The following is a 14,565-nucleotide window of genomic DNA, read 5'->3' as shown; positions in this document are numbered from 1 at the left end:
ACTACCACTGACGCTTGTCAGGCCGGGTCAGCCCCAGCTTTTCGATCCGGTAACGCAGCATATCCCGCGACAACCCAAGCATCCGCGCCGACTTGGTCACGTTCCAGTCGGTGCGGTCCAGGGTCTTGCAGACAAGGTCACGCTCCATGTCAGGCAGGCTTGTCCCCGGTTCTGGCTCGTGCCGCGGCATTTCGAACATGGCCGCCATCGGCTGTTGCGCCAACGGCTCGTCAACCAAGGTCATGCACAGGTTCAACTGATGCGCTTGCACCACCTCGTTCGGCGCCAGCAACACCGTCTGCTCCAGCATGTTGCGCAATTCACGCACATTGCCAGGCCAGCTATAACCGAGCAGCAGGCTTTCGGCCTCGGCCGAAAAGCGCAGGTTCGGCTTGCCATAGCGCCGGCTATGGTGGGCAAGGAAATGCCGCGCCAGTAGCAGGATGTCCTGCCCACGCGAATACAGGCGCGGCACCTTCAGGGCGATAATGCGAAGGCGGAAGAACAGGTCACGCCTGAATTTGCCCTGCTGCACCATTTGCTCCAGGTTACAGTTGGTGGCGCTGATCACCCGCAGATCGACCTTGCGTTCCTTCACGGCACCAATCCGGCGGATGCTGCGGTCTTCCAGCAACTTGAGCAGCTTGGCCTGCAGCACCAGGTCCATTTCGCCGATCTCGTCAAGGAACAAGGTACCGCCATCGGCAGCCTCCACCAGGCCTACCCGGCGTTCCTTGGCATCGGTGAACGCGCCCTTCTCGTGGCCAAACAGTTCGGCCTCAAGCAGGTTGGCAGGGATCGAAGCGCAATTGAACTCGATGAAAGGCCCTTTACTGCGCGAACCATCGAAATGCAGGGCACGGGCCACCAGTTCCTTGCCAGTACCGGTCTCGCCTTCGATCAGCACCGGTGGCAGGTCGTCACTGGCCATGCGCCGCTCGGCATCGAGCACCTGGCGCAGGGTGTGCTTGAGGGTGAGCATCACCGGCGACTCGCCGATCAAAGCCTGCAACCCGGACTTCTGCGCCTCGCGCTCCTGGTAGAACGACAGCGTGCGCTCCATGCGCTCGGTAGCCAGGGCCTTGTCCAGGGTCAGTTTGAGCTCGGCCAGTACCACCGGCTTGGTCAGGTAATGAAAGGCGCCCTCCTTCATCGCCTGCACGGCATCTTCGACATTGCCGTAGCCGGTCATCATGATCACTTTCAGGTCCGGCGCCTGGGCCACCAGCGTGCGCAGCAGGTCGTGCCCGCTCATGCCTGGCAACGAGTTGTCGGTCAGCACCGCGTCAGGTTGCGCCCGCTTGATCTGCTCCAACGCCAGCTCCGCGCTGTGGCACACGATGACTTCGTAGCCCTTGAGGCTGAGGTAAGTGCGAATGTTGTCGGCAAGGATTTCATCATCCTCGACGACCAGGATGCTGTGCTCCATGTTCCCCTCCCGCTGCAATATTGAATGTAAGGCTGACGCGGGTTCCTTCCTCTTCGCGGCTGCTCAGGCTGACCGAGCCGCCAAAACGTTCCATGATGCGTTTGACCAGGGCCAGGCCCACACCGAGACCACCCTGCTTGGTCGTGAAGAACGGTTTGAACACCATCCGTTCCTGCTGCTGGCTCATGCCTTTGCCGGTGTCGGTCAGCACGAACTCGGCACGCACGCCTTCTTGCACATTGACCTGGGCATTGAGCATCCCGCCAGCGGGCATGGCCTCCAGGGCGTTGGAAAACAGGCTGTTGAGAATCTGCGTAAGCTGCAGCGGCTGGCTGACCACCCACTGCACGTCAGGCCCTTCGAAATGGAAACGCACGCCGTTGCGTTCGATCTGCTGGGCGAAGGCCAGGTGGGTGTCCTCGATGGCCGCCACCAGGTCCACGGCCTCGGGTTCGTCACTGGCCGGGCGCAACGACACCAGCAGATCGCGCACCCAGCGCGACATGCGGTCGACCTGGCTGATGATGTCAGTGATGTTCTTCTGCGCAGCAGCGTTGGCGGTTTCCTGGGCAAGTTCGGCGCTGGAGCGTATGTTGGCCAGCGGGTTACGCATGCTGTGAGCCACTGCCGACGACATTTCACCCAGCGCAACGTAGGTTTCGCTTGCCACCAGCCTGTCCTGCTGCAGGTGCAGCATATGTGCCGCCCGGCGCACGATCCAGAACAGGCCGAAGTAGATCAACGCCCCACCCACCAGTGTCGAGGCCCAGATCAGCACATAGCCGCGCTGGATGCGCCGGATGAGGTCTTGCGGCTCCTTGTAGATTTCCACCATGGCCAGTACCTGCTCACCCTGGCTGTCGAACAGCGGGATGTAGTTCTCGATGAACAGGTAGCGTGGTGCGCGCTGAAACTTCTGCTCCTCACGATCATCCGCAACCTTGTGATAGCTGGCCGACACCGCCTTGCGCGAGCGGAAGGCGCGCTCAAGATCGCCATCAGCCTCTATCCGCTTGCCAATCAGCTCCACGTTGGTGGACCAGACAATGGTGCGGTCGCGGGCATAGACATTGGCCAGCAAGGTGTCCGGCAGGTGCTCGACATGATCGAGGAACTCGATCCGGGTCGATTCGGCCAGGGCCGGGGTGACCTGCAAGTGCTGCAGGTCCAGCCGCGGGTCCAGCAACTCGCCCATGGTGGTGCCAGGCGGCAATTGCGAATGCCGCACTTCGGCCTGGGCCATTGCCTGAATGAACTGCGCGGTAAGCATGGCATCGCGCTCCACGCTGTCGCGCACCACGAAGCGCGTCGAAACGTAACCCAGCCCACCTGCCACCGAGGTAATGATCAACAGGCTGATCACCGAAAACCAGCGCAGCAGGTTGAATTCACGCAAGGGTACGGGCCGTCCGCTGGCGGGCGCATTGGCCTTGTCGGGCACTTCGTCTTCCAGCATCTGCATCGCGTGGTTCCCGCGCAGGGCGTACGTTCAGAACTGCATCAAGGCCAATGGCAGCAGCCACTGGGTAGCAATCCACCTGGGCAGTCGCAGCTGCCATTTGTCGCGTGTCGCGCTTCACAAACTTCGCTGCAAAAACTTGGCCAGCAGAAACATTCCAAATTAAAAATGTTATTTTTCAGTAGGTTGCCATAACTTATTAAGATTAATTAGAGGATTAACCCCCACATTTGGGGGATTATCACCCAAAAAACACAAATCCTTTTCATATCAACATCTTACTGAACAATCCTGATGTCATTTAACGAATTCACGCCAGTCGGAAACTTAACGAAACCCTTGTGCCATGGCCTTCACTGCTGCTGAGCCGGACCGTACCGCCGAAACGTTCCATGATGCGTTTCACCAGCACCAGCCCCACCCCCAGCCCACCCTGTTTGGTGGTAAAGAACGGTCGAAAAGCCATACGCTGCTGCTCTTCGTTCATGCCCTTGCCATTGTCGGACAGGCGCAAAGTCAGGCTGCGCCGGTTGTGACGTACCACCTCGATACGCAACCGCCCGCCCTGCTCCATCGACTCCAAGGCATTGGCAATCAGGCTACTGAATACCTGGCGCAGCAATACCGGGTGCCCCAACACCTGCACGGCCGGTAAGGGTTGCAGGTCCAGGCTTACCCCGCTGCGCGCCAGCGGCACAGCGTAGGTCTGCAGGCTTTCCTGCAACGCCTGCGGCAAGTCCACTGCCAATACCTCGTCGTTCAGCGGGCGCAGTGACTGCAGCATCTGGCGGATCCATTGCGACATGCGATCGACCTGGCTGATGATATCGTTGACCTGGCGTTGCGCCGGGCCTTCGTCGAACGCCTGGGCCAGTTCGGCACTTGAGCGGATGCTGGCCAGCGGGTTGCGCAGGCTATGGGCCACCGCCGAAGACACCTCACCCAGTGCCACGTAGGTTTCGCTGCTGATCAGTCGTTTCTGCTGCACCGCCAGCAGCCGTGCGGCGCGGTGCATGATGCCGTAAAGGCCGACATAGACCAGTGCAGCGCCGACCGTGATAGCCAACCAGATCAGGATCAGGCCACGTTCGATGCGTACGATCAGGTCGTGGGGCTCCTTGTAAATCTCGACCATCGCTGTGACCCGATCGCCATCGGCATCGAACAGCGGAATGTAGTTCTCGATGAACAACTGCTTGGGCGGGGTGATGAACTTCTGCTCGGCGCGCGCCTGTTCGAAATTGTGGTAGCTGGCCGAGACCCGCATCTTGTACTCGAAAGCCTGATCCAGGTCTTCGTCGCCTTCGATCAGCTTGCCGATCAGCGCCGGGTTGCTGGACCAGATCACTGTGCGGTCCAAGGCGTAAATATTGGCCAGCAGCATATCGGGCAGGTGAGCGATATGGTCAAGGAACTCGCCACGGGCCTTGCGCCGGGCTTGCGGGTCGACGTCGGGCAAGTTATTGCGGTCGGTGCGCGGGTCGAGCAGTTCGCCCATGGTCCGCACATTGGGGATCGACACATGGCGCACTTCGGCATCGGCAATGGAGGTAATGAACTGTGCAGTGAGTAACGCATCACGCTCGACGCTCTCGTCGATGATGAAGCGGCTGGAAATCAGCCCCAGCCCGGCAGCCACCGAGAGAATGATGGCCAGACTGACCCAGGCATACCAGCGCAGCAGGTTGAATGGCTTGCGCGGGGCGGCCAGCTCGCTACCGGCAGGCACTTCAAGAGTGACGGAACGAGGGGCGACGTCCATAACGGACTCCTCAGCTGGGCACCTTCAGAAGGTTATAGCCCAGACTTGGGGAAACCATAGTATTAAATTGATGGCATCCGCCGAAGGGTATTTGACCCCTCCTCACTTCACCTACCCGAAATAGCCTGAGGGTGGCGCGGCCCCTGCGGAAATGCGTGAGCTGCACGCCCGTTGTTACAAAGACGAATCATCAGTCAACCCTTGCAACTTTCGATACTCCCGCAGCACCGTCGGCACATAGCGCCGTGTCTCGGCAAACGGCGGCACGGCACCACGCCGCAGCACAGCATCCGGGCCGGCGTTGTAGGCCGCCACGGCCAAGGTGATGTCGTTGTCGAACAGGGTGAGCATCTGCTTGAGGTAGCGCGCCCCGCCCTGCACATTGTCTTCCGGGTCCAGGCGGTCTTGCACCCCCATCTCGCGGGCTGTGTCTGGCATCAGTTGCATCAACCCCACTGCACCCGCCCGCGAACGGGCTTTGGGGTTGTAGCCGGACTCGGCCTTGATCACCGCGTGCAGCAGCGCCGGCGGCAGGTTGTGGAGGCGCGCAGCCGTGGCGACTACCTCGGCGTAAGGGCGGCCGGTGATCATCTGCGCTTTGACCGGGCCACCCTGGGCCAGCGGCTCGCTGATCACCTTCTCATAGTGTCGCCCTGGTCGATGGACATTGGTCAGTACGTAGCCACCCTTGGCATCGATTGAGATGTACACATCGGCCTGGGCAGCACCTGCCGCCAGCCAGATCAAACCGATAATGAGTCCACGCATGCCGGTCGCCTCTTCGTCGTGGCCCCCGATGTGGGGGAAATGCCCCGGAAAACCCGAGGACAGTCACCACGACGCAAGCACTGTGCCGCTTCCTGTGCCGCATGGCGCAAGGCCCCGAGGCAGACGTGCACGGCTGTTGCATGGTGCATGTCAACGCTTGTCCCCATGCAGTGGAGGGTTTCACCATGCAGCGCAGAACCAACCCGCAACGTGGCTTCACTCTGCTTGAACTCCTGGTGGTCCTGGTGGTACTCGGCCTGCTGGCCGGCATCGTCGCGCCCAAGTACTTCAGTCAGCTCGGCCGCTCCGAGGCCAAGGTAGCGCGGGCGCAGATCGAGGGGCTGAGCAAGGCCCTGGACTTGTATCGCCTGGAGGTCGGCCACTACCCCAACAGCGAACAAGGCTTGCAGGCGCTGGTGGTCGCCCCCAGTGGCGAAGCTCGCTGGACCGGCCCGTACCTGCAGAAGGCCGTGCCGCAAGACCCGTGGGGCCGCCCTTACATCTACCGGCAACCCGGCGAGAACGGCGGTGAGTACGACCTGCTGTCGATGGGCAAGGACGGCCAGCCGGGTGGCGATGGCGAAAATGCCGAAGTTACTAGTTGGCAGTAAGGAGAGCGGCCATGCGCTACAGCCTCAAGGCCCTGGGTAGGCAGGGTGTGGTGCAGTTGCAGATCGACGCCGAGGACGCCGACCAGGCCCGCCGCCAGGCCGAAGACCAGGGCCTGCGTGTGCTCAGCCTGCGCAGCAGCGGCGGCGCGCTGCGCGGCATGGCCTGGCGCCGTGAAGCGGCATTCGACCTGGTGCTGTTCAGCCAGGAACTGTCAACCTTGCTCAATGCCGGCCTGCCGCTGATCGACGCACTGGAAAGCCTGGCGGAGAAAAGCCCGGCAGCGACAGCGCGCAAGGTGCTCGCCGAGCTGGTGCGTCAGCTGTACGAGGGCCGCTCGCTGTCCCAGGCGCTGGGCCAGCAACCGCGGGTATTCCCGCCGTTGTATGTGGCGCTGGTGCAGTCCAGCGAACGCACCGGTGCCCTGGGCGACGCCCTCACCCGCTACATCAGCTATCGCCAGCGCCTGGACCTGGTCCGGCAGAAGCTGGTGGGTGCCTCGGTCTACCCGTTACTGCTGTTGCTGGTGGGAGGCGGTGTGGTGCTGTTCCTGCTCGGCTATGTGGTGCCGCGTTTCAGCCAGGTGTTCGAAGGCATGGGCACCGAGCTACCCTGGCTGTCACGGGTGCTGATGCAGGTCGGCCTGTTTCTGCATGCCCAGCAAGCGCCACTGGCGCTGGGCACCGTCGGTGGGGTCGCGGCGCTTTGGCTGCTGCGCCGGCACCCGCGTGTACGGTACTGGGCCTCCTGCCAGCTGCGGCGCCTGCCCGCACTGCACCAGCGCCTGATGATGTACGAGCTGGCGCGTTTCTATCGCTCGCTGGGCATTCTGCTGCAAGGCGGCATCCCCATCCTCACCGCCATGGGCATGGCCCGCGGCCTGCTCGGCAACGCAGCAGCGCAGGGCCTGGAGCAGGCCAGCCAGCGGGTGGGCGAAGGGCTGCCGCTTTCCGATGCTCTGGCGGCCGGGCACCTGGTGACGCCGGTATCCCTGCGCCTGCTGCGCGCAGGCGAGCAGTCTGGCAACCTGGGCGAGATGCTGGAGCGCTGCGCCGACTTCCATGACCAGGAAATCGGCCGTTGGGTGGAATGGTTCGTCAAACTGTTCGAACCGCTGCTGATGACCTTCATCGGCCTGCTGATCGGCCTGATCGTAATCCTCATGTACATGCCGATCTTCGAGCTGGCCTCAAGTATTCACTGAATGGCCAGGCCCAGGCTTTCGCGTAACCTGAAGCCCACACAGGCGGTGTTCTGCGCCCAACCCGGGCCGCCATCGATAGTTGATCCCCACTTATCATTCAGCGTGATATTAACCTTCGTCCCGTTCGATTCGTGCCTCGCGCGCAACACACTCACACTCCGCCCACTACTAATACATTGGCGGAGTTCTCCATGGAACAATCACTCAAACCTTTGCGCTTCCCCCTCGCTGCCCTGGCAGTGGTGGTGATCAGCGCTTGCGGTCGAACCCCCGACGCCGTGCAGGCTCCCGCTGCGCCGAAGGTAAGTGTGGCCAAGGTGATCGAACAACCGATCACCGAATGGGACGAGTTCACCGGCCGCCTCGAAGCCCCGGAAACCGTCGAAGTGCGCCCGCGGGTCTCCGGCCAGATCGACCAGGTCGCCTTCACCGAAGGCGCCCAGGTCAAGAAAGGCGACCTGCTGTTCCAGATCGACCCGCGCCCGTTCCAGGCTGAAGTCCGCCGCCTCGAAGCCCAACTGCAACAGGCCAAGGCCACCGCCATCCGCAGCGCCAACGAAGCCCGCCGTGGCGAGCGCCTGCGTGACAGCAACGCCATCTCCGCCGAACTGGCCGAATCGCGCAGCAGTGCCGCCGCCGAAGCCCGTGCCGGGGTCGATGCCATCCAGGCCCAGCTCGACCTGGCGCGCCTGAACCTCAGCTTCACCCGCGTCACCGCGCCCATCAGCGGCCGAGTCAGCCGCGCCGAGTTCACCGCCGGCAACATCGTCACCGCCGATGTCACCCCGCTGACCAGCGTGGTGTCCACCGACAAGGTCTACGCCTATTTCGACGCCGACGAGCGCGTGTACCTCAAGTACACCCAGCTGGCCCGTGAAGGCCAGCGTAGCCAGAGCACTCCGGTATACCTGGGCCTGACCAACGAAAGCGGCAACCCGCACCTGGGCCAGATGAACTTCGTCGACAACCAGGTCAACCCGCGCACCGGCACCATCCGCGGCCGCGCGGTATTCGACAACAGCAACGGCCAGTTCACCCCGGGCCTGTATGCGCGCCTGAAGCTGGTCGGCAGCGCCCAGTACGACGCCATGCTCATCAACGACGAAGCCGTGGGCACCGACCTTGGCAAGAAGTTTGTGCTGGTCATGGACAAGGACAACAAGGCCACCTACCGCGCCGTGGAACTGGGACCGAAGCTGGAAGGCTTGCGCATCGTGCGCAGCGGCCTGGGCAAGGACGACCGCATCGTGGTCAAGGGCCTGCAGCGCGTACGCCCTGGTTCGCCGGTAACCCCGGAAGAAACACAGATGGCCAGCGAGCAAACCCTCGCCGCCCTCGCCCAGCAGCGCCAGGCCCTGGAGGCCAGCAACCCGGCGCCGAAGGTGGCGGGCAACAACGTGAAAGTCGCCAGCGCCCAGGCGCCACGCGGTTAAGGGACCCTACCGATGAACTTCTCGAAATTCTTCATTACCCGGCCGATCTTCGCCGCGGTGCTGTCGCTGGTGCTGCTGATCGCGGGTTCCATCTCGCTGTTCCAGCTGCCGATCAGCGAATACCCCGAAGTGGTGCCGCCCACCGTGGTGGTGCGCGCCAACTTCCCCGGCGCCAACCCCAAGGTCATCGGCGAAACCGTTGCCGCGCCGCTGGAGCAGGCCATTACCGGTGTGGAGAACATGCTGTACATGTCCTCCCAGTCCACTGCGGACGGCAAGCTGACGCTGACCATCACCTTCGCCCTGGGTACCGACCTGGACAACGCCCAGGTGCAGGTGCAGAACCGCGTCACCCGTACCCAGCCCAAGCTGCCCGAGGAAGTGACCCGTATCGGTATCACCGTCGACAAGGCCTCGCCTGACCTGACCATGGTCGTGCACCTGACCTCGCCGGACAACCGCTACGACATGCTCTATCTGTCCAACTACGCCATCCTCAACATCAAGGACGAGCTGGCGCGCCTGGGCGGCGTAGGCGACGTGCAGCTGTTTGGCATGGGCGACTACTCGCTGCGCGTCTGGCTGGACCCGAACAAGACCGCTTCGCGCAACCTGACGGCCAGTGATGTGGTCGCGGCAATCCGCGAGCAGAACCGCCAGGTGGCCGCCGGCCAGCTGGGCGCGCCGCCTGCCCCAGGCTCGACCAGCTTCCAGCTGTCGATCAATACCCAAGGCCGCCTGGTCAACGAGGAAGAGTTCGAAAACATCATCATCCGCGCCGGTGCCAATGGCGAGATCACCCGCCTGAAAGACATCGCCCGGGTCGAACTCGGCTCCAGCCAGTACGCCCTGCGCTCGCTGCTGAACAACCAGCCGGCGGTGGCCATCCCGATTTTCCAGCGCCCAGGCTCCAACGCCATCGAGATCTCCGACGAAGTGCGGGCGAAAATGGCCGAGCTGAAAAAGGACTTCCCGGAAGGGATGGACTACAGCATCGTCTATGACCCGACCATCTTCGTGCGCGGCTCCATCGAAGCGGTGGTGCACACCCTGTTCGAAGCCCTGGTGCTGGTGGTGCTGGTGGTGATCCTGTTCCTGCAGACCTGGCGCGCCTCGATCATCCCGCTGCTGGCGGTGCCGGTCTCGCTGATCGGTACCTTCGCGGTCATGCACCTGTTCGGTTTTTCACTTAACGCGCTGTCGTTATTCGGGCTGGTGCTCGCCATCGGTATCGTGGTGGACGATGCCATCGTCGTGGTGGAGAACGTCGAACGTAACATCGGGCTGGGCCTGAAACCGCTGGAAGCCACGCAAAAGGCCATGAGCGAAGTGACCGGCCCGATCATCGCCACCGCCCTGGTGCTGTGCGCGGTGTTCGTACCTGCAGCGTTCATTTCCGGCCTTACCGGGCAGTTCTACAAGCAGTTCGCCCTGACCATCGCCATCTCGACCGTCATTTCGGCGTTCAACTCGCTGACCCTGTCGCCAGCCTTGGCCGCGGTGCTGCTCAAGGATCATCACGCACCCAAGGACCGTTTCTCGCGGTTCCTCGACAAGCTGCTGGGCAGCTGGCTGTTCTCCCCTTTCAACCGGTTCTTCGACCGGGCCAGCCACAGCTACGTCGGTGGCGTGCGCCGGGTCATCCGCTCCAGCGGCATCGCCCTGTTCGTGTATGCCGGCCTGATGGGTCTGACCTACCTCGGCTTCTCGTCCACGCCGACCGGTTTCGTGCCGGCCCAGGACAAGCAGTACCTGGTGGCCTTCGCCCAACTGCCGGACGCGGCCAGCCTCGACCGTACCGAAGCGGTGATCAAGCGCATGAGCGAAATCGCCCTGAAGCAGCCTGGCGTGGCCGACTCGGTAGCCTTCCCGGGCCTGTCGATCAACGGTTTCACCAACAGCCCCAACAGCGGCATCGTGTTCACCCCGCTCAAACCATTCGATGAGCGCAAGGACCCGAGCCAGTCGGCGGCAGCCATCGCAGCCGCGCTGAATGCCCAGTTCGCCGACATCCAGGACGCCTACATCGCCATCTTCCCACCGCCGCCGGTACAGGGCCTGGGCACGATTGGCGGGTTCCGTCTGCAAATCGAAGACCGTGGCAACCTGGGTTACGAAGCGCTGTACAAGGAAACCCAGAACATCATCGCCAAGAGCCACAACGTCCCAGAGCTGGCAGGCCTGTTCACCAGCTACCAGGTCAACGTGCCACAAGTCGATGCCGCCATCGACCGGGAAAAGGCCAAGACCCACGGTGTGGCGATCACCGACATCTTCGACACCCTGCAGGTTTACCTGGGCTCGCTGTACACCAACGACTTCAACCGCTTTGGCCGCACTTACCAGGTCAACGTCCAGGCCGAGCAGCAGTTCCGCCTTGATGCCGAGCAGATCGGCCAACTGAAAGTGCGCAACAACCTTGGCGAGATGATCCCGCTGGCGACCTTCCTCAAGGTCAGCGACACCTCCGGGCCGGACCGGGTCATGCACTACAACGGCTTCATCACTGCCGAGATCAACGGCGCTGCCGCCCCGGGCTACAGCTCTGGTCAGGCGGAAGCTGCGATCGAGAAGCTGCTGAAGGAAGAACTGCCCAACGGCATGACCTTCGAGTGGACCGACCTGACCTACCAGCAGATCCTCTCGGGCAATACCGCATTGCTGGTGTTCCCGCTGTGCGTACTGCTGGCGTTCCTGGTGCTGGCCGCCCAGTACGAAAGCTGGAGCCTGCCGCTGGCGGTGATCCTGATCGTGCCGATGACCCTGCTGTCGGCCATCACCGGTGTGATCGTATCGGGTGGCGACAACAACATCTTCACCCAGATCGGCCTGATCGTACTGGTGGGCCTGGCGTGCAAGAACGCGATCCTGATCGTCGAGTTCGCCAAGGACGAACAGGCCAAGGGCCTCGACCCGCTGGCTGCGGTACTGGAAGCCTGCCGCCTGCGCCTGCGGCCGATCCTGATGACCTCGATCGCCTTCATCATGGGTGTGGTGCCCCTGGTGTTCAGCTCCGGCGCAGGTTCGGAAATGCGCCATGCCATGGGGGTGGCGGTGTTCTCGGGGATGATCGGCGTGACCGTGTTCGGCCTGTTCCTCACCCCGGTGTTCTTCTTCCTGATCCGCCGTTTCGTCGAGCGTCGCCAGGCCCGCAAGGCTGAACACGCTCAAGTGCTGGAGAACCACGCATGAACCTGCTCAAACCCTTGACCCCAAGCCTGCTGGCACTGGCCCTGGCGGCCTGTGCGGTAGGCCCGGACTACCAGGCGCCAGCCACCGAACCTGCGCAATTGAGCAGCGATGTGCAGGCCAAGGCCTACGACCGTAGCCGCTTCGAGAGCCTGTGGTGGAAGCAGTTCGACGACCCGGTGCTGAACCAGCTGGTGCAGGCTTCGCTGGACGGCAACCGTGACTTGCGCGTGGCCTTCGCCCGCCTGAAATCGGCCCGTTCGATCCGCGAAGACGCCGAAAACGACCCGTTCCCGGTGGTCACCAGCCGTGCCAGCAGCGATCTCGGCAAAGGCCAGATCCCCGGCCAGACCACCGAGCGGGTCAATAGCGAGCGCTACGACCTGGGCCTGGACATGGCCTGGGAGCTTGACCTGTTCGGGCGCATCCAGCGCCAGATCGAAGCCAGCGAAGCCCAGGAAGCGGTTGCCGCCGCCGACCTGCAACAGTTGCAGGTCAGCCTGATCGCCGAACTGGTCGATGCCTACGGGCAACTGCGCGGTGCCCAGTTGCGCGAAAAGATCGCCCTGGCCAACCTGAAGACCCAGCAGGAATCACGCACCATTACCGAAACCCTGCGCGATGCGGGCGTGGGCAATGACCTCGACGTGGTGCGTGCCGATGCGCGCCTGGCCGGGGTCGAAGCCACCGTGCCACAACTGCAAGCCGAACAGGCACGGGCGCGGCATCGCATCGCCACCCTGCTCGGCCAGCGCCCTGACGCGCTCAGCGTAGACCTGTCGCCCAAGGCCCTGCCGGCCATCGCCAAGGCGCTGCCGGTCGGTGACCCGGGTGAGCTGCTGCGCCGCCGCCCGGACATCCGCAGCGCCGAGCGCCAGCTGGCGGCGGCCACCGCCAACGTTGGCGTGGCCACCGCCGACCTGTTCCCGCGCGTCAGCCTCAGTGGCTTCCTCGGCTTTACCGCCGCCCGCGGCTCGCAGATCGGCTCTTCGGCGGCCAACGCCTGGGCACTGGGCCCGAGCATTACCTGGGCGGCCTTCGACCTGGGCAGCGTGCGGGCCCGCCTGCGCGGCGCCAAGGCCGATGCCGAAGGGGCACTGGCCAACTACGAACAGCAGGTGCTGCTGGCACTGGAAGAGTCGGCCAACGCCTTCAGCGATTACGACAAGACCCAACAGCGTCTGCTGTCGCTGATGCGCCAGAGCGACGCCAGCCGCAAGGCTGCAGAACTGGCCTCGATTCGCTATCGCGAAGGTACCGTGGACTACCTGGTACTGCTCGATGCCGAACGTGAGCGGCTAAGTGCTGAAGATGCACAAGCTCAGGGTGAAGTCGACCTTTATCGCGGCATCGTCTCGATCTACAAGGCCCTGGGTGGCGGCTGGCAACCGGAGACGGTGGCCAGCGCGCACTGATTCCACTGCCTCAACGACTCCTTTGGTTGGCTCCTCCCCCAACCGTTTGCCCCGCAGGCCATGGCCCGCGGGGCTTTTTTATGTTTGCCATCGTATTCACCCCAATACGCAGTGCATGGAATGCCACCGCAGGCCTGGCGCCTGGCCAACGGCGTGCCCGGTTCGGTTGCATTTACCCCCCGGCTGGCCCAAGCTCTGCCCTTCCCGCCGCCACGGATCGTCCGATGCCCAGACGCAACCGCTACCTGATCGCCCTGCTGTTGTCGATTCTGGTATCGGCCCTGTTCGGCTACCTGTGGCGCGACGCCCCGCCAACCCCGCCGACCTTGCCAGCACACAGCTACGCCAAGGCGCTGCGCCAGGCTCACGACGGCCAGCCCGGTGCCGCACGGGTGTTGTACCAGCAATTGCAACGTAACGACCTGCCTGCGATCCGCCGTGCGGCGCTGTACGCCGAGTTGCCCAACTACCCCTCGCCGCAGGCATTGAAACTGGCCCGCCAGGACCTGGAACATGCCGAGCCGCTGGTGCGTCGAGCGGCCATTGCCAGTATCCGCCGCCTGTTACCGCCAGCACAGCGCAGCCTGGTACTCGGCCCGCTGCTGGACGACAGTGAGCAAAGCGTGCGTTTTGCCGCCGTGGATGCCCTGCTGGGCCTCGATCCCGACGCCATCGGCCTCTATTTCGGCCCCCTGCAGTCAGCCCTGGAGCAATACCAGCAAGCCCTGGAGCAACAGCCTGAAGATGCCGACGCCCAAGTGCACCTGGCGCGCCTGTACCTGCACGAAAACGACTACACGCACGCCGCTGCAGCCCTGCAGCGAGCGCTCGCGGTTGCCCCCGGCAACCTCGATGCCCTGGCGACTCAGGTACGCCTGCTCGAGCGCCAGGGCCACCACGACGCCTCCCGCCAGGTGCTGGGCAAAGCCCTGGCGCTGAGCCCCGACTCGGCCTTTCTGCAGTATGAGCTAGGGCTTTGGCTGAAGCGCCACGAACAGCGCGAGTATGCCTTGCTGGCCCTGTCCCGCGCCGTCGAACTGGACCCGGACAACGCCGATTACCGCTATACCCTGGCGGTCACCCTGCATGAGCTGGACCAGCTCGACGCCGCCCAGAAGCAACTGGAAACCGTGCTCAATCGGCAGCCAGCCAATCGCCGGGCACGGGTGCTGCTGATTCAGTACTGGAAAGAGTCCGGCCAGTTGCAGAACGTGCAAGTATCGCTCGCCGAGCTGGAGCGCCAGAACCCGGACGACCCTGCGCTGCAACAGGGCCTGTAGGCAGTGCCTGGATTCAG

General features: G+C 63.4%; 10 protein-coding genes. 6 read left to right on the top strand and 4 right to left on the bottom strand.

Annotated features, from left to right (window positions below; all coding sequences use genetic code 11):
• Window position 1: 1 nt before the first annotated feature.
• From LU682_RS12920 to LU682_RS12905, 4 genes are all read right to left on the bottom strand, one after another.
• Window positions 2-1,429, bottom strand: coding sequence for a sigma-54-dependent transcriptional regulator (locus tag LU682_RS12920; protein ID WP_010954287.1), 1,428 nt, complete (start codon window positions 1,427-1,429; stop codon window positions 2-4).
• Window positions 1,398-2,891 (bottom strand): sensor histidine kinase, encoded by a 1,494-nt coding sequence (locus tag LU682_RS12915; RefSeq protein ID WP_010954288.1) that lies wholly within the window; start codon window positions 2,889-2,891, stop codon window positions 1,398-1,400. Before LU682_RS12915 ends, LU682_RS12920 begins: the two co-directional genes overlap by 32 nt.
• Window positions 2,892-3,198: 307 nt before the next feature.
• Complete coding sequence (locus LU682_RS12910; protein WP_010954289.1) at window positions 3,199-4,650, bottom strand: sensor histidine kinase; 1,452 nt, start codon at window positions 4,648-4,650, stop codon at window positions 3,199-3,201.
• 174 nt (window positions 4,651-4,824) lie between these two features.
• Window positions 4,825-5,418, bottom strand: coding sequence for a lytic transglycosylase domain-containing protein (locus LU682_RS12905; RefSeq protein ID WP_010954290.1), 594 nt, complete (start codon window positions 5,416-5,418; stop codon window positions 4,825-4,827).
• 185 nt (window positions 5,419-5,603) lie between these two features.
• On the opposite strand from LU682_RS12905, the gene gspG reads away from it, so the two are divergent.
• The 6 genes from gspG (at window position 5,604) to LU682_RS12875 (ending at window position 14,548) form a co-directional block, all read left to right on the top strand.
• Window positions 5,604-6,029 (top strand): type II secretion system major pseudopilin GspG, encoded by a 426-nt coding sequence (gspG, locus tag LU682_RS12900; RefSeq protein ID WP_012052184.1) that lies wholly within the window; start codon window positions 5,604-5,606, stop codon window positions 6,027-6,029.
• A gap of 11 nt (window positions 6,030-6,040) precedes the next feature.
• Window positions 6,041-7,231, top strand: a complete 1,191-nt coding sequence (locus tag LU682_RS12895) for a type II secretion system F family protein (protein WP_049587690.1) — start codon at window positions 6,041-6,043, stop codon at window positions 7,229-7,231.
• Window positions 7,232-7,422: 191 nt separating this feature from the next.
• The gene (gene mexE, locus LU682_RS12890; RefSeq protein ID WP_003253847.1) at window positions 7,423-8,664 is read left to right on the top strand and encodes a multidrug efflux RND transporter periplasmic adaptor subunit MexE; all 1,242 of its coding nucleotides are present in this window, start codon (window positions 7,423-7,425) and stop codon (window positions 8,662-8,664) included.
• A 12-nt stretch (window positions 8,665-8,676) separates the two neighbouring features.
• The gene (locus LU682_RS12885; protein ID WP_060489437.1) at window positions 8,677-11,856 is read left to right on the top strand and encodes an efflux RND transporter permease subunit; all 3,180 of its coding nucleotides are present in this window, start codon (window positions 8,677-8,679) and stop codon (window positions 11,854-11,856) included.
• On the top strand, window positions 11,853-13,268 hold the full coding sequence (locus tag LU682_RS12880; protein WP_010954293.1) for an efflux transporter outer membrane subunit: 1,416 nt from the start codon (window positions 11,853-11,855) through the stop codon (window positions 13,266-13,268). Before LU682_RS12885 ends, LU682_RS12880 begins: the two co-directional genes overlap by 4 nt.
• A gap of 224 nt (window positions 13,269-13,492) precedes the next feature.
• Window positions 13,493-14,548 carry a HEAT repeat domain-containing protein gene (locus LU682_RS12875; protein WP_049587692.1) on the top strand — a complete coding sequence of 352 codons (1,056 nt, stop codon included), beginning with the start codon at window positions 13,493-13,495 and terminating at the stop codon, window positions 14,546-14,548.
• The last annotated feature ends 17 nt before the right edge of the window (window positions 14,549-14,565 follow it).

The sequence above is a fragment of the Pseudomonas alloputida genome (genome assembly GCF_021283545.2).
GTDB classification, from domain to species: Bacteria; Pseudomonadota; Gammaproteobacteria; order Pseudomonadales; family Pseudomonadaceae; genus Aquipseudomonas; species Aquipseudomonas alloputida.
This window is presented reverse-complemented; position numbering and strand designations above follow the sequence as displayed.